This window comes from Pseudomonas sp. GW822-FHT06D10 (assembly GCF_058799535.1).
In genome coordinates, this window is sequence record NZ_JBXALN010000002.1 from 324,215 (window position 1) to 340,926 (window position 16,712).

The following is a 16,712-nucleotide window of genomic DNA, read 5'->3' on the forward strand; positions in this document are numbered from 1 at the left end:
CGCTTGGCGCTCAATCCGAACTGCTTCATCAGCACTTTCTCCTCAATCAGCAGATTGTCCTGGCCAATGGTAGAGGCCCTGACAGGTCTGCAGGTGCGGGTTTCAAAAGTAGTAGCGGATGCCACTGATGACTGAAGAGCGAGACAGTTGTGCAAACTCGGACTGCCCATTGCCAGTGTTCCACTGGGCAAAGGTGAACAGTTCGCTGTGATCGTTCATTTTGTAGTTCAGCGACAGCGCCAGATTGCCGCCTCGTGGCGAGTCGAAGGCCTGGGTGTAGCGCAGTGCTACGTCCCAGGTGTTGAACCAGTCGTTGCGGTCGATCTGGTACATGGCATAGCGCTGTCCCAGCAGGCCTTGCCGGGCACCGAGCAATGCTTGCCCCAGCGCCTCGGCTGCATTGCTATCACCCAGCATCAGCGCGGCGTTGCTCTGGCCAATCGCCCGCTGGTAGTCCTTGCGCTCGGACGGGCTATAGCCATCGCCGTTGTAGAGCGCTTCCAGGGTGTGGGTCCAGCCGGACTCCAAGGTGTAACCGCTGCCCAGCAGCAGGCTTTTACGCAGCCTGCGGTCGGCCATTGGCTGGTGCTCGAAGTACCAGGCTCTGGCCTGCGCCGTCGGGGCCACAGGCATGGGAATGTCACGGCCTTGTCCCAATGAACCATCGAGGTAGAGCAGCCACGCATCGGAGACGGTGAGGGTGCCATAAGCCCCCAGTCGCCTGACGCCGTTGTCACGCTCGGAGGCCAGCACGCTGGCCGTCGCGGCCTCTGCGGTCCAGTTGAGTTTCACTGCGCTGATGGGGGAAAAGTGCTGCGCGCTCATGTCTCGCGAGTTGGCACTGAAACTGCGAATACCCTCGATTTTCCAATGGTCGGCAAGCGCCAGAGTGGATCGTGCGAAGTCTTTGCCGAAGACCTCGTTGACCGGATCAGTCTTGCCGGTCTCGGGGAAAAAGGGATTGCTTGGCGAGAGCAGGACCGCGTTGCCCCATAGCAAGGTGCCGCGTCCCAACTCCAGGTTGAGCGCTTTGGGCAGCGAGCAGGACAGGCGTGCTTCGTTCACGTAGGCATCGCCGGAGGTGTGTTGGTTGCCCGCAGCAAAACTGTCTCCCCGGGCACTGAGGAACGCCCGTGGCTTGAACTGGAAAAAACATGACGAGGTCGTGAGGCTGAAATCCGGGCGTGGTGCCAGCTCCATCTGGCGTCGTGGCAGTTGAGCGATCAGATTGTCCGGGTTGGCCAACGCGTCCTGGTTCAGCCGGTTCCAGGTGGCATAGCTGAGGACGGTCAGGTCGCTGTGCAGTGACAGGCTGTCCTGGGCGCTGACGGACGGCGCGGCACTGCAGCAGAGCACCAGCAGCCAGAGCCGCGGTTGTAGCGGGCCGGCGCGCCATAGAGCCGCCTGCGGGTACCCCATCCTTGGGCGTGGCATGCGTTGATTCATCCTGATTCAGGGCCGATTGAGCGAGTCGATGCTGAAGGTATCGGCGGCGAAGGTTTGCAACTTCACGTCCTGATAGTCGAGGACCGAGTAGTTGGACGGCTCGATGGCATCACGGATGGTCATGTTCTTGATGAACAGCTGGTGCTTGCCATTGCTCAGTTCCAGGTTGCTGTAGGCGTCGAAGCTGGCGGTTTTGAACAGCTTGCCCGATACCGTGTAGAACTCGGCCTTCAGCGGTACCAGGCGGGCGCTCGAGACGTAGTAGACGATGCGGTCGTAGGTGACGAAGCGATTCTTGGCCAGCAGTTCCAGTACATGGCTGTCTTCGCCGTTGACTGGTTCGCTGCGCAGCACTGAGGCGTTGTAGTCATTGGCGTAATTGGTCGAGGCAATATCGCCATTGGAGGCCATGCCGATCATTTTCTGGCGTGCTGAAATCGATACCGGCTTGCTCAGGCTGGGCTTGCCAAACCACATGTTGCGTTCCAGCTGCAGCAGCCGAGCCCCTCGGTTGCGGGGCGGATAGAGCGTTTGGGCCAGGCTGTTGTTGCCGCTGGCCTTGACCAGGTAGCTGTGCTTGCCCAGGGGCCCCTTGCTGTCTTCACCGGTGATGTCGATTTTCCATTCTATGCCGCTCAGACCACCCCCTCGGGCACGGTCGCTGGCAGCGACGATCTGCTGTGGGGTAAGGGGGGACGAATCTGCGTATGACATCGAACTCTGAGCGCCGCTCAAGCCCATGAGCAGGACCAGGATGTATTTGAGCATGACGAAGCCTTCTTCTTGAGTGAGTGACCTGTGGTGTAGTGGCCGACTAAACGAACGTGAGTGCGTCGACAATTTCATTGCGCGTGGCCTTGTACGCCGGGTAGGCGGCGCACAGCACGGCGAACACAGTGACCACCAGCGCGGTGGAGAGAATGCGCAGCCAGTCCAGATCGACCTGCAGCGGTACTTCTGTTGACAGGTTCGGGGGGATGTAGCCGATCTGGGCGAGATTGATCCCCAGGGCCACGACCAGAGTCAGGATCAGGCCCAGCAGGCAACCGAAGGCGGCGATCCAGAAACCTTCGAGGGCAAACAGCCGGATGACTCCATTCTGCGAGAGCCCGAGGGCCCGCAGCGTGCCGATTTCACGGGTGCGTTCCACCACCGCCATCGACATGGTGTTGGCGACGCTCATGGCCGAGATCACCAGAACGATCGAGGCAATAAAGGAGAAGATCACGTCGAACAGGCTTTTGACCTGGGTGTAGAAGTTCGACAGTTGCTTCCAGGTTCTGAACTCGACGTCGATGCCTGCGGCCCGCAGGTTGTCCTGCAATTGCTCGCCCATGGTCTCGGTCATCCCGGCATCATCGAGTACCACGACAAAGCGTTCGATGGCGTCGGTGTTGAGCAGCGCCTGGGCCAGCTTGAGGGGCAGCAGGATGAACTTGTCGTTGGTACTGGCGGTGCCGGTGTTGAACACGTCGGTGACCATGGCGTCCACAGCATTGGCCTGTCCGTCGAAGGTGCTCGACAGTAGGCTGAACACCGTGTCCTGTTGCAGGTTCAACAGCTTGGCTAGATCCGAGGACACCGCGACCCCTATTTCATTCTGTGCATCCAGTTGACCGTTGGAGTAGCCCAGAGCCGAGCCGCCCAGGGCCTGGTCATCCGCTGGAGCAATGCTTTCGCTGATGAAGATGGTCGATGCGCGGCCATTGGAGGCCAGTCCGTTCAGGCCCAGCCGGGGCGAGACATGTTTGATGTGCGGCTCGGCGCGCAGGACATTCTCAATGCGCTGCGCCTCTTCAGGAGCGATCAGGTACGGCGTCGGATCGAGTTTGCCTTCGAGCCAGAAGCCACGCTTGGTCAGGGTCAGGTGGCCAAGGCGCTCGCCCATCACCGCCAGATCCTCCAGCCCTTTGTAGACATTGGCGACATAGCCGCTGAACAGGTTGATTGCCGCCAGGCCAAAGGCGATGGCCAACAGCGTGACCAGGGTTCGTCGTCCGTTGCGGAAGGCGTTTTTCAGCGCGAGTATCAATGAGTGCATGACTGAACCTGCTTGATGATTCGCCCGTCGCACAAGCTCAGGCATCGGTCCATGTAGCCCAATGCCCGCTCATCGTGGGTCGAGAAAACGAAGGTCACGCCATAACCGCGATTGAGCCGTTGGAACAACTGCATCGCGGCATGGGCGTTTTCACTGTCCAGGCTGGCCGTCGGTTCATCGGCGATCACCAGCTGTGGTTGGGCGATCAAGGCTCGGGCAATGGCGACCCGTTGCCGCTGGCCACCACTCATCTTTTCCGGGCGCTGGTGCAGATGCCCGGCCAGGCCGACCTCTTGCAGCAAGTGGCAGGCACGCTGGCGCTGCTGCGCGCTGATGCGGCCGGCGATTCGCAAGGGCAGCAGCACGTTGTCCAGGGCGTCGAGCACCGGGATCAGGTTGAAGCTCTGGAAAACGAAACCGATGGTGCGCAGGCGTTGCTGTGCATAGTGTGCCGAGGTGCTTTGGATAACGCTGCGTCCCTGCAACTCGATCTGCCCGGATGAGGGCTTGTCTAAAAGTCCGATCAGGTTCAGCAGCGTGGTCTTGCCACTGCCCGAGGGCCCGACGATGGCGAGCATTTCTCCGCTGGGGATGTCCAGGTTGATGTCATGCAACGCACTGACGTCGCCATAGCGCTTGTCCAGGTTGCGCAGTCGCACGAGCGGCACCTGATCCACGGGGGGCGGATTGGCGTGCGGAGCATGCCGTTGGCTGACTTCATCCATGATCCTGCTGACCTCCACTGCAAAGGTGCTGAACCGGTCCGTTGGGCAGCAGGTAGACGCGACCACTACGTCCCGGGGTTTCGAAGTGGCGCAGTGCCGCGGTGATTTCGTCCAGCGTGTAGGTCGCTGCCACTTGTGCTTGCAGGACCTTCTTGGCCAGCAAATCGGCGGCTTCGCTCATCAGTCCATCCCGATGCTGATGGGACACCTGGGCCAGATGGCGTGCCAGCCAGAAGCCCTTGAGATTGATGTCGCGGAAAATCACATCCTCGCAGGCCAGTTGGGTCGGTTGTCCTGAAAGCATGCCGTACTGGATGATGGTGCCCCCCGGCTCCAGCAGTTCTCCCAGAGGCGCAACGCCTTCGCCGCCCACGGCATCCAGCACCAGCCCCCCCAGGGCATAGCCCATGGTGGCCTTGGCCTCCTGCACCAATCGCTCATCGGCCAGGATCGCTACATCGCCGCCCGCCGCGAGCACTTCGCTCATCGCTTCGGGACGGCGGACGATATTCAACGTGCGCAGGCCGTCATGCCGGCAGATCTGCATCACCGCCCGTCCGACGCTCGATAGGGGGGCGTTCTGGATGACCCATGCACCCGGCTCCAATTGGCTCTGCCGGCGTAGCAGTTCGATGGCGGTGCAGGCACTGACCTTGAGCGATGCGGCCTGCAGCGGGTCCAGTCCCGGCGGTAGCCTGTGTACCAGCGATGCGGCAATGCGGCGCTGCTGGCACCAGTTTTCGTTGCCGAGCAGAATCACGCGGTCCCCCTCGCACAAGTGGTCGACCGAGGCGCCACAGGCCATCACTCGACCAATGGCCTCAAGGCCAAGGGTGGCGGGCAGCAGGGGCAATTCACCGTAGCGGCCGGACAGGCGTGCGAGATCGGCGGGGTTGAGCGCGCAGGCTTCCACCTCGACCAGCACCTCCCAGGGCGAGGGTGGCCCCGGGTTCTCAACCTCGACGCAATAGGCCACGCGGGAAGGCAGGCCGAATCGATCAAAACGTATCTGTTTCAAAATAACCCCCTGCTCGTGGGAGCGTTCTTGCGCAGCTCGACCAGCAGCTCGACGGTACGGTCGATGTGCTCCCGGGTATGGGCGGCGCTGATAAAGAAACGCAGGCGTTCGGTGTTGCGCGGGACCACCGGAAAGATCATCGGAAAGGTGCAGATGTTCTGTTCGAACAGCCGGGCCGTGGCCCATACCGCTGTCTCGCCGTCGGGCATCATGATCGGCACGATTGCCGAATCATGACTCAAGCCCGTATCCAAGCCGGCTGCCCGGGCCTGGGTCCGGAAGTAGTCGGCATTGCTGATCGCCCGCCGTGCCCGTTCCGGCTCGGCGTGCATGATGCGCAGCGCTTGCAGGCCGGCGGCGGCACTGGCCGGCGCGGGCGCGGCGGTGTACAGCAACAGGCCCGGCGCGTAGTGCTTGAGGATCGCGATCAGCTCCTTGCGCCCTGCGATGTAGCCTCCCACCGTGGCGAATGCCTTGCTCATGGACGAGAAGTGGATGTCGATGTCCGCACCGTCGAGTCCGAAGTAGTCGACCACGCCGAGCCCGCGGGGGCCGATCACTCCCATCGAGTGGGCTTCATCCACCATCAGCAGGGCGTGATGGCGGCGCTTGATGTCGATCAGGCGCGGGATATCCGGAATATCCCCATCCATGCTGTAGACGCCTTCGGTCAGGATCAGCACCCGTTCGAAGTGGTGGCGGTGCTCCACCAGCAGTTGCTCCAGGGCGTCATAGTCGTTGTGGGGAAAGGTCAGGCGCCGGGCACCGCTGAGTTTGGTCCCCATGAGCATGCTGTTGTGGATCAACTCGTCGTAGATCACCAGGTCCTGGCGGCGGGCCAGATACCCCAGGGTCGCAACGTTGGCGCCATAGCCGTTGACCGCCAGCACCGCGTCCTCAACTCCCAGTGTCTGGCTGATCAGTTGCTCGAACTCGGTGAAGATCGGGATCTCGCCCATGTTGATCCTTCCCGAGCCCGCCGAAGTGCCGAACGTGTCCACGGCCTGCTTGGCGGCCTCCTGCATCCGAGGGTCGCCCAGCAAGTCCAGGTAGTTGTAGGAGGCGTAGTTGATCAGTTGCCGCCCATCCATCTCCACCTCGGCGCTGGATGCACCGAGGTGCTGGCGGAACATGTTCCATTCATAGCCCTGGGTGTTGTAGTACCACTGGGCGTTGCTGAACTCGCGCAGCTCCGGGAAGTAGGCGAAGTCGTAGTGCTCGGGGCCGACTTTGACCTTGGCTGCAGCTGCGCGCGGGGCCTGCTCCGGGCCCGCCACGTCACTGACGTTGGCGGTTCCCTGTTTACCCAGCAACCGGGCACGCAGCCGCTCGATATGCAGATGAGTGGTCATGCTTGTCGCTCCTGCGCCTGAACCGCTGTCGAGGGCTCATCGTCGAGATCATCGCTGAGTCCCATGTTGGCCAGGGCATCGTTGGCCATGCCACGAATCGTCAGGTTGTTGAGGATCTCGATCACCGAGACGCTGATCCCCAGGTTGTTTTTCAATACCACCTGAATCTCCGCCGCCATCAGTGAGTCGATACCAAACTCAAGGATCGGTCTGTCGATCGAAACCGTGTCAGTACTGGCTTCCAGTTCATCGGCGATCAACGACACGATCAGGCCTGACAGCACCGCGAAGCGTTCCGTCTCCGGCAGCGCGGCGATTTCCTCCCGCAGGCGCTCACTGGCGTCGTTGCTGGCCTCGGTGTCAGAGGCGATCAGGTCGATGAAGCGCGGTGATTGTTGGCTGAGGGTTTCGTACTGCGCCCAATCGGCCCAGCTGCTGATCAGGGAAATGCCCAGTTGGGTGATGTCCCGCCGCATTGCGCGTTCCAGCCACTGCAGTGCTTCGCGGGTCTCCATGCCGCGCAGCCCCATGTAGCGCATGAACTGCTCGAGCTTTTCATCGCGGGCAATGATGCCGGTATCGGAAATCGCGCCCCAGTTGATGCTCAGCGCCGGCAAGCCCAGTGCGCGGCGATGCCAGGTCAGCCCATCCAGGAAGCAGTTGGCGCTGACATAGGACGCTTGCTTGCTGTTGCCAATCAGCCCGGCGAAGGATGAGAACAGCACGAAATGGTCGAGCTCGATTTCCTGCGTAGCCTGGTGCAGCAACAGCGCGCTTTGTGCCTTGCTCTGCATGACCTGGAGGAAGTTCGCGGGATCGAGGTCGATGATCGCCTCGTCAATGATCACCGTGGCCAGGTGGAATACGCCGCGCAGGGGCGCAGCGCTGTCGGCGATGGTGCCCATCAGGTCGCGCACGGCGCTGGCGTCGGCCAGGTCGCAGGCCAGGGGCAGCACGTTCGCGCCTTGCTGGCGCAGCTCCTCGACAAAGGCCAGGCGCTCGGGAGTGTCGGCGCCGCTGCGCCCTGCGAGCACGATGTGTCGCGCGCCGTGATCCACCAGCCAGCGGCTGGTTTTCTGACCGAAGCCTCCGAAACCGCCCGTGACCAGGTAAGAGGCATCCGGCTTGAAGGACACCGTCTCCATGACTTGCACCTTGAGGGTGCTCCCCACTTCATCAAAGTCGATGATGACCGGGATATCGACGTTATCGGGTGCTACGAACTTTTTCGTGGCCAGATCGGCAATGGAAATGGTCAGGCTAGGTATTACCGGGCCTTGACTCTGACTGGCGCGTTCCACCGCCGTGCGCAGGGAGGCAGCGAACAGCTCCGCCCGTTGGCTGATCAATGCCAGGTCGGCGCGCACCAGGGAGGCTGCGTTGCCGGGCAGGGCAAAGGCGCGTGCAGTTTGTTCGGTGTCAATCAGCCCACCACCCAGTGCCAGCGCTTCCCAGCCGTACAGCCGATCCCAACGTGGCATCGAGCCGATGATGGCGTCAAAGCCCTTGCCGGCGGTGTGTTCGCATACGGCTGCGTCCACCGCACTGCGAGTGGCTGCGATGGCCGTGCTGGTGCTGACTGCGGCTTCGTTGTCAGGCACGTTGATCAGCACGGTCCGCACGCCGCGGCGCTGGAGTGCGGCATCTATGGCCAGGCCCAGTGGATCTGCCTCGATCAGCACACACAGGCCGGCTTCGAGGCTAGCTTGATCGATGAGGTGCTGGGCGATTGCGTCACGCACGGCTACCAGCAGCAACCGGTCTCCGCGTTGTTCATTGTTCAGCGATGTCAGGTGGAATGCTGATCGCGGGCCGCGCAGGTGGCTGGTGAACGTGGAGGGGGCGAGACCATAGACCCGTTGGCCAGGATGCAGATCGGCGATATCGGCCCCGGTACGGGTCACGGTGGCGAGCACCTCGATATAGTTCTGGCCGGAGGGTGGTTGGCCTGCTGCCTGCAGGTCGTGTTTGGATACCACCACGCGTTGGACCTTCAGCTCGATCTCATCTGCGCCCAGAGGGCCGCGCGGGGTTTCAATGAGCTTCACGCTGCCAAGGCTGTTGTCGTCCTCATCGGGACGGACCAGGACCGCCATATCCATGCTGGCCAGAGCTACATCCTCCACCAGGGCGTCCGCCAACCACGGCTGGACTTCAAGCCGGCTGCTGAAGCGCCGACCATGGCGAATGGCGACTTCATCCTGCGGGGCATCGCAGATCAACTCACGAAGACAGGCGTTGATGTCCGCAGCGGATGGCGTAGCGGGCAGGTCGACGCTGCTGAAGCGCACGCCTTCGATTTCGTTGAAGGCGACCCGGGCAAAGCCGGCCAAAGCGGTTTGCGCCGGTTGCACCGGTGCGTCGTTGTCCATGATCTTGAAGGCGTTGTGGGTGATCACATAGGCCCGGGGTCGGTGTTCGAGCTCAAGCCTGGCCAGGCAGCGGGAGACCTCAATCATGAATAGCAGGGCCTGGGCGCCGATTGGATCCTGGCTGTCCAGACGGGCCTGGGCGCCGTGGACGAAGACCACGCCGGCCAATGGGCCCATGCGCCCCAGCGCTTGCTCGATGGCGGCTGACTCGAGGGGAACGCTGATCTCCAGGCCATCGGCCCGTTCCTGGGGACCGGTACGCAGCCGGGCACTGACCGAGACATTGGCGTTGTGGAAGTCCTCGACGATACGGGTGGCCAGGTCGCGGGAACTATCGTCCTCGACGATCAGCCAGTTACCCAGTCGCTTCGGTTCGGGCGGGTTCCCGGCATCTGCCCATTCATAGCGGGCCATTTGCAGTTTGATCGGGTCACCGAACTTGTCGGTGCGCCCTGACGCGCTGGGCACAGCGGTGACGCGCATCCCCCTGATCTCTGCAACGACCACGCCATGTTCATCGGTGATGGTCAGGTCGGACTCAACGTAGGCAGCAGTCGAACTTGCCCGAACCGCCTTGCACCAGCAACGCGCGGGCAAGGTGGGGGCGAGCAGGCGCAGCTCGCGAAAACCGGTGGGCAGATAGGTGGTGTCGCTGTCTTCCAGCAGACCGACCAGTGACTGGAAACAGGCATCCAGAACGGTCGGATGGGCATGGTAGCCCTGGTTCGAGAGTTCGCTTGAGCACTCGATGAAGGTCAGAGCCCGACCGGACTTGGCATCAGCGCGGATCGAGCGGATGGTCTGGAACATCGGCCCGTACTGTAGGCCGATGCGCGACAGCTCGCGATAAAAGACCTTGAGGTCCCATTCGCTATCGAACGAGGCTTTGAACTCGGCAATGTCAATGGATTGGGGCTCGACCGTGGCCAGTGGGTCCACTCGACCGACAGCGTGGACCTGCCCCTCGCCAATGCTGCCACTCTCGATACTGTGGAGAGTTACCCGACCGCTGTCGCGGGAGTAGGTGGACACATAGTCCAGGGCATTGTTGCTGGAAATCACCAGTGGCGCGCGGATTTCCAGGTCTGAGAGGCGCAGGCCTTGATTGTCCGGGTACAGCGCGGCAGCGGCTTCCAACAGGGTTTCGACATAGCCTGCCGCAGGCATGATCGAGACCCCCGAAACCACGTGTTCCTTCAGGTAGGCCAGTGCCTGGTGCCCCAAGTCATTGAGCCACACATCGTTGGCCGGATAGTGGCGGACACCGAGCATGGGCACTTGGGTCGAAGCGACGCGCATGTAGGTCGAACGCTCACTTTCGAGCCAGAGGTGTTCACGCTGCCAGGGGTAATTAGGCAGGTCGGTGAAGCGGCCGCGGCCATTGAATGGCTGCCAGTCGATTTCGCAGCCACTGGCGAACACCTGGGCGGCCACACGCTGCATGCGCAGTTGTTCCGGCTCTTCGCGACGCAGGGTCTCGACCAGGCGGATTTCCTTGGCCTGGACCTTGGCGCAATCGCGCAGTGCACCTGCCAGGACCGGGTGCGGGCCGATCTCGATGAAGGTGACGTAGTCATCGTCGAGCAAGGTCTGGATCGCCTGGTAGAAATGCACTGGTTGCCGCACGTTGTGCTGCCAGTAGTCGGTTCCGTATTGTCCCAGGCTGGCGTAGCACCCGGTCACGGTCGAGACCAGTGGGACAGAGGGCTTGCAGGCGCTGATGGAGCGCAGCGCAGCGGTCAGCTCATCCAGGATCGGCGTCATCAGGTAGCTGTGATAGGGCACTTCGACCGTCAGCAGCCGGTTGAAGATTTCCTGGGTTTCCAGTGTCTGGGCCAGGGTTTCAATGGCCGCTGTTTCCCCCGACAGGGTCAGCATGTTTGGCCCGTTGACCGCCGCGACTTCGATACGGCCTTCGTAGCCGGCCAGGAATGCTTGCGCCTCTTTCTGGCCGACGCCCACCGCCAGCATGCTGCCGGTTCCTGCGGTGGTCGCTTGCAGCCGGCTGCGCTCATGGATAACGCGCACCGCATCGTCCAGGGATAACGCGCCACTCACGCAAGCCGCGGTGACCTCGCCTACGCTGTGGCCGACGATGGCCCCGGGCTTGACCCCGGCGGCAGACAACATCGCCGCCAGCCCCCACTGAATCATGAAGTTCGCCGGTTGCGCGAAGGCCGTCTGTGTAATGCGTGACTCACCCTTGCTCTTGAGCATTTCGGCAACGATCGAGAACCCGGAGACGTTCTGGAACAGTCGGTCGGCTGTATCCACCGCGTCGCGATAGACCGGCTCGCTGCGATACAGCTCCTGGCCCATTCCCCACCACTGTGGCCCCATCCCGGTGAAGACCCAGACCGGCAGGGGTTTGCCCAGGGCTGTACGGCGACTGGTGATGACCTGATCGCAATGCCCGTGCTGCCAATACTCGCTGAGCGCTTGATGCAACTGCTCCCGATCCCGGCCGATGGCCACGGCCCGGTGATTGAGGGGGGCACGGTGAAACGCGGCGGAGTGCAGGATGTCGTCCAGCTCGACGTTGCTCGCCTGCAGACGCTCGCTGTAGCGGTGGGAAAGCTCCTTGAGTGCTCCGGGGCTGCGCGCGGAGAAGGGCAGGTACAGCGGCGCGTCTTGGCTGCGAGCCGCAGAGGTAACGGTGGCCGGCTCAGTGTCTGGCGCGGAGCGCAGCACCACGTGGGCATTGGTGCCGCCAAAACCGAACGAGTTGACGCCTACCAGAAATGCTTCGCCCGGTTTGGCCAGTTGAATGGGCCCAGCGGCCAGTTGGATCCCCCATTCTTCGAAGGGAATGTCGGGGTTGGGCGTTTCCAGGTTGCCCAGTTCGAAGGCTTCGCGATGTTGCAGGGTCAGCACCGCCTTGATCAGACTGGCAATACCGGCGCCGGCCTCAAGGTGGCCGATGTTGCTTTTGATCGAACCCAGGACCACACGGTCGCCGCCGGTGCGGCCCTTGCCATAGACCGAACCGATGGAGCGCGCCTCGATCGGGTCGCCTGCCGCGGTCCCGGTACCGTGGCATTCGACATAACGCACCTGGGCCGGATCAATGTCGAAACGCGTGCAAATGTCCTGGATCAAGGCACCCTGCGCTTCAGCGCTGGGCATCGAGATGCCCGGGGTGCGCCCGTCGGAGTTGACGCCGGCGCCCTCGACCGTGGCCAGGATCGTGTCGCCATCGAGCAACGCTTGCTCAAGGGCCTTGACGATCACCACGCCACCGCCTTCGCCGCGCCCGTAACCATCGCCACGGGCGTCGAATGACTTGCACTGTCCATCGCGGGAGAGGAAGTGGCCCTTGCACATGCCAATGGGGTACTCGGGGCGCGTCATGATGTTGGCCCCGCCTACCACCGCCATGTCGCACTCGCCGGACCAGATATCGTTGCAGGCATAGCTGAATGCGACGAGCGAAGAGGAACAGGCGGTGTCGATCGACAGGCTTGGGCCGCGCAGGTTGAATGCGTGGGACAACCGGTTGGCCAGCATCGTCATCATCATCCCGCTGGGGGTGTTGGCGTTCTGTCGGGTGCGGTTGGCGAAGTGGGTCATGGTGATCATTTGGTCCAACATGAAACCGCCGACATAGACGCCGACTTTACGACCCGAATGTGCCGGCAAGTCCAGGCCGGCGTTCTCGAAAGCTTCCCATGTTAGTTCAAGTAACAAACGTTGCTGTGGGTCAATGTTTTCCGCAACACTTGCTGGTAAGTCAAAGAACTCAGCATCCATTGAGCGAATATCGTGTTGTAGGAAGTTTCCTTTTTCTACGTAGGCCTTACCTTTTGAGGCCTCATCGCTAGAGTAGTAGCGTGCCATGTCCCAACGCTCTTCAGGGACCGCTCCCGCGGTAACGCGGCGCTCTCTGAGTGCGCCAAGCAATTTGTCTAAGTTATTGATATTTCCGGGTAAATTGCAAGACATCCCTACGATGGCGATCTTTCTCATGATCTAAGTTGTCCTTAACTATTTATTTGATTTCGATTTTAAAGTGGTAAGTTTCTCTACTAGTTGAGTGATGTTGAACTTACCTGGGCGTAAACCTAGCACAGGATTTTTTTTGTAAATTCTGAATTGATATTTTAAGAAAAATCTTGGTGGTGTGTAGGAAATATACTTGCTGTTTTGTAGTTGTGATCTTGCAAGAAATAAATAGAGTCGAATGTTCTACATGGCTGAGTAGTATCGATTTTCCAGGGCCTGAGGCGCACTTGAGCGTCGGGGGCCGAGCAGGGAGCTGGAGCCGGAGCTGGCGAAGGGATCAAGACGGGGGAGGGGACTCGTCAGCAGTCTTGCCCGTGAACGGGCGCATTCGAGGCGGGGGCAGCTACAGATTTATCAGTGCGGCAGTGCTGCTTTGCCGGGCACGGTCAGCTTTCGCTGACCGTGGTTTTTGTCGTCTCAGAGATTGCGGGTCAGGCCAAAACGCTTCATCAACCCCTTCTCCAGCAGACCCTTGGGCAGCAGGTTGGCCAGCAGCGGCAAGGCGCGGCTGCCATTGCCCAGGCGTACCAGGCGTGGCGGATTGTCCTGCTGCACGGCCTTGAGCAAGCCGGCGGCGAATTCTCTGGCTGGGGTCGGCTTGTCCTGGGAGGCCTTGGCCCGGGAGCGGATGCCCTCGCGCAGCGGCCACCAGGGCGAATGTTCGTTGAGCAGCTGTTCGGCTTCATGCCCGGCGTTCTTGGCGAAGCTTGAAGCAATGGCCCCGGGCTGCACTTCCATGACGCGGATGCCGAACGGCGATAGTTCCATGCGCAGGGCATCGCTCAAGGCGTGCACTGCGGCTTTCGAGGCGCAGTAGGCACCGGCAAAAGGCGTCACCAGCACCCCGGACACACTGCCGATGTTCACCACCAGGCCGCGGCTGCGGCGCAGCACCGGGAACATCGCCCGAGTCACCCCGACCACCGAGAACACATTGGTTTCGAACTGGCGTTGCATCGCTTCCACGCCACCATCGAGCAACGGGCCCATGGCGCCGTAGCCGGCGTTGTTGATCAGCACATCGAGGCCGCCGTACTGCTGGTTGATCTCCTCGCTCAAGGCGCCCAAGGCCGGGCCGTCATTGACGTCCAGTTGCACGGCCTTGAAACCGGCCGCTTGCAGGGCAGAGACGTCCTCGGCCTTGCGGGCGGTGGCGAGCACGGTGAAACCGGCGCCCTTGAAGGTGTCCGCCAGGGCGCGGCCGATGCCGCTGGAACAACCGGTGATCAACGCTACGGGCATGGCGCGGTCCTTGTGCTGGGTGAGGGAGGGGGTGAATCAGTCGGAGAAACTACCCTGTAAACGCTCGGCGCGAAACTCCAGGGTTTGCGGGCGATAGCCGGGGCGCAGCGGCGGCAGGGGCAAGCAGTCCTGCCAGTTGGCGCCGGCCTGCAACTCGCCGGGGCCACGGTAGCGCGGGGCACTGTACTGGTTGTCGGCGAGGTTGACCGTATCCCCCGGGGCATAGGCGGCGACCCGCCAGCGCAATTCCACCAGGGGCACCTTGTTGCCGTTGTTCAGCTTGACCTGCAATGGACGGTCGGCGGGGCAGTGCTCCGGGGCGTAGCTCAGGCGCAACTCCAGGCGCGCCAGTTGCTGGGCTTCGCGGTTGTCCAGCCAGACCACCCAGCAGGCCACCAGGGCCAGGCCGAAAGCGGCAGCCAGGGACACGGGAAGGGCTTTGGCGGGGTAGCGCAGAAGCAGGATCAGCCAGGTGATGACCAGCAGAACGCCGATGAACATGACGCGAGCCTCGGGGAAAAGGAGGGGACATCCTACCTAAGCGTAGGTGGGGTTGGCGATGGAGGGTGGCCAGGGTGTGTTTTAGCCCAACGTTCTGGACGTAAAATTATTGTGGATAATATAAGGTCTGTTATTGGTGTTTTTTAACTATAATGGATCCTATGTTGTCCATAGTTTGGCGAAATATCCAACAGGCCGGAGGCAGGCGCAGCGTCATGTCCCTTACTCGTTTCATGTACACCCCGTCCGAGATCACGGCCGAGATCGGAAAAAACGCACAGGCCCTCAGGTTGTCAAAAAACCTGTCGCGCAAAACCCTGGCCGAAAAATCCGGGGTGCCCGCCTCGACCATCAAGCGTTTCGAGCTGCAGGGGGCCATCTCCCTTGAGTCGATGGTGCTGATTGCGGCGGCTTTGGATGAACTCGATCCGTTGCTCAAGTTGTTCAAGCCACCTTCGCCAAACACGCTGTTTGAGCTGCAAAACTCAAAACGCCAGAGGGGCACCCGATGACTGGACGAGGCACCAGGAAATACCAGCCGATCGAGCAATTGGGCGTCTTCATGCATGGGCGGCAGGTGGGGGTGCTGAGCTGGAATCGCCAGGGCTGCTACTTCACCTACGCCAGGGACTGGTTGAGCCGGGGCTTCAATCTGTCGCCGCAACTGACCTTCGACGAGAAGCCGCAGCAACCCGATAGCCAAGTGTTCCTGGGCATTCATGGAGCCTTCGCCGATTCCCTTCCCGATGGTTGGGGCTTGCTGCTGATGAAGCGTTTTTTCACGGCGGAGTATGGATCGCGGGTCGCCAATGGCCTGACTCAACTCGATCGGCTTGCCTACATTGGCAACCGTGGGATGGGCGCCTTGGAGTATTACCCCATGACGGAAAAAGTGCAGCGCGAACCCATCAGCCTTTCACTGCTGTACCAGGCTTCGGTCCAGGTCCAGGTGGGGGAAACGGTTGAAGTCCTGAAGGCACTGCGGATTGCCGGTGGCTCGCCAGGTGGCGCCAGGCCCAAGGCAGCCGTTGCCCTTTCGCCGGACCTGTCCCATGTGGTTTCGGCCTTTGAACCCTTGCCGGAGGGCTACGCGCACTGGATCGTGAAGTTCAGGGCCCTGCAGGAACCCTGGTCCATGGGCGCTATTGAATATGCCTACGCCCGCATGGCCCGTGCCGCCGGGGTCGATATGGCCCATTGCGAGCTGATCACCGTGCCCTCGGAGCAGGGGTGGAACGAACGCTTCTTTGCCTCCCGGCGCTTTGATCGCCAGCACAACGAGAAAGTCCACATGATGACCGCCGCCGGGATTCTGCATGCGGACTTCAGAGTTCCAGGCCTGGACTACAAGGACTTGCTGCGCCTGACCTTTGCGCTGACCAAGAGTGCCAAGGAAGTGGAGAAAATGGCCCGGCTCATGGTGTTCAACGGCCTGGCGCACAACTACGACGATCACGCGAAGAACTTCGCTTTTCTCTACGAAGAGGGGCAGGGCGGCCTGGAGGGGCAGTGGGTTCTCGCACCCGCGTATGACCTGACCTTCTCCACCGGCATGGGCGAGCACACCACCGCGTTCGACGGCCAGGGGCGTCCGTCCCGCAAGGCAATCAGGCGCTTGTGCGCGGACTACAAGTTTCTCAAGCCGGATGACTACATCGACCAGACGCTGGAGGCGCTGGGCAATTGGAAAACGCTGTTTGCCGAACTGGGTATTCTGCAGGCCGATGGGCAGGAGATCTTTGAAACGCTTGAAGATGTTCATGCCAATCTTTAGCGCCGCGACCAGGGCTGAAATGGGTGTAGTAACGATGCACAGGTCAGCTCCTTGTAGCCGCTGCCGCAGGCTGCGAACGACCGCGCAGCGGGCGCAGGGGGCTCAAGACCGCTGAAGGTCCTTCGGCCCTTTTCGCAGCCTGCGGCAGCGGCTACAAAAAAATCCCCCTGTCCAACCGCCTGCGGATAGGGGACGCAGGCGCCTGGAAGGGGGTTGAAAGGACTCGCTGATAACGGCGC

The 16,712-nt window shown here is 61.6% G+C and carries 11 protein-coding genes; 2 read left to right on the forward strand and 9 right to left on the reverse strand.

What is annotated here, in order from left to right:
• Positions 1-102: 102 nt before the first annotated feature.
• From AC1RL5_RS07055 to AC1RL5_RS07095, 9 genes are all read right to left on the reverse strand, one after another.
• A complete protein-coding gene (locus AC1RL5_RS07055; protein WP_143031429.1) occupies positions 103-1,434 on the reverse strand; it encodes a hypothetical protein in 1,332 nt (443 codons plus the stop codon).
• Positions 1,435-1,452: 18 nt separating this feature from the next.
• Positions 1,453-2,214, reverse strand: a complete 762-nt coding sequence (locus tag AC1RL5_RS07060; RefSeq protein WP_072451233.1) for an outer membrane lipoprotein-sorting protein — start codon at positions 2,212-2,214, stop codon at positions 1,453-1,455.
• 46 nt (positions 2,215-2,260) lie between these two features.
• A complete protein-coding gene (locus AC1RL5_RS07065; protein WP_072451232.1) occupies positions 2,261-3,487 on the reverse strand; it encodes an ABC transporter permease in 1,227 nt (408 codons plus the stop codon).
• Complete coding sequence (locus AC1RL5_RS07070) at positions 3,475-4,146, reverse strand: ABC transporter ATP-binding protein (RefSeq protein ID WP_204378523.1); 672 nt, start codon at positions 4,144-4,146, stop codon at positions 3,475-3,477. Before AC1RL5_RS07070 ends, AC1RL5_RS07065 begins: the two co-directional genes overlap by 13 nt.
• A gap of 58 nt (positions 4,147-4,204) precedes the next feature.
• Positions 4,205-5,230 (reverse strand): zinc-dependent alcohol dehydrogenase family protein, encoded by a 1,026-nt coding sequence (locus AC1RL5_RS07075; protein WP_186452719.1) that lies wholly within the window; start codon positions 5,228-5,230, stop codon positions 4,205-4,207.
• Complete coding sequence (locus tag AC1RL5_RS07080; RefSeq protein WP_492589192.1) at positions 5,227-6,582, reverse strand: aminotransferase class I/II-fold pyridoxal phosphate-dependent enzyme; 1,356 nt, start codon at positions 6,580-6,582, stop codon at positions 5,227-5,229. The genes AC1RL5_RS07075 and AC1RL5_RS07080 overlap by 4 nt, the downstream gene beginning before the upstream one ends.
• Positions 6,579-12,920, reverse strand: a complete 6,342-nt coding sequence (locus tag AC1RL5_RS07085) for a type I polyketide synthase (RefSeq protein WP_123577471.1) — start codon at positions 12,918-12,920, stop codon at positions 6,579-6,581. The genes AC1RL5_RS07080 and AC1RL5_RS07085 overlap by 4 nt, the downstream gene beginning before the upstream one ends.
• A gap of 453 nt (positions 12,921-13,373) precedes the next feature.
• Positions 13,374-14,198 carry an SDR family oxidoreductase gene (locus tag AC1RL5_RS07090; protein ID WP_492589193.1) on the reverse strand — a complete coding sequence of 275 codons (825 nt, stop codon included), beginning with the start codon at positions 14,196-14,198 and terminating at the stop codon, positions 13,374-13,376.
• Positions 14,199-14,234: 36 nt separating this feature from the next.
• Entirely contained in the window at positions 14,235-14,699 is a 465-nt protein-coding gene (locus tag AC1RL5_RS07095) for a hypothetical protein (RefSeq protein WP_015634229.1), read from the reverse strand.
• Between the two features lie 215 nt (positions 14,700-14,914).
• Here AC1RL5_RS07095 and AC1RL5_RS07100 point away from each other — a divergent pair, with 215 nt between their 5' ends.
• Both AC1RL5_RS07100 and AC1RL5_RS07105 read left to right on the forward strand, forming a co-directional pair.
• The gene (locus tag AC1RL5_RS07100; protein WP_072451362.1) at positions 14,915-15,211 is read left to right on the forward strand and encodes a helix-turn-helix domain-containing protein; all 297 of its coding nucleotides are present in this window, start codon (positions 14,915-14,917) and stop codon (positions 15,209-15,211) included.
• Positions 15,208-16,473: a type II toxin-antitoxin system HipA family toxin gene (locus tag AC1RL5_RS07105; RefSeq protein ID WP_492589194.1), complete on the forward strand. Its 1,266-nt coding sequence runs from the start codon at positions 15,208-15,210 to the stop codon at positions 16,471-16,473. Before AC1RL5_RS07100 ends, AC1RL5_RS07105 begins: the two co-directional genes overlap by 4 nt.
• Positions 16,474-16,712: the final 239 nt, after the last annotated feature.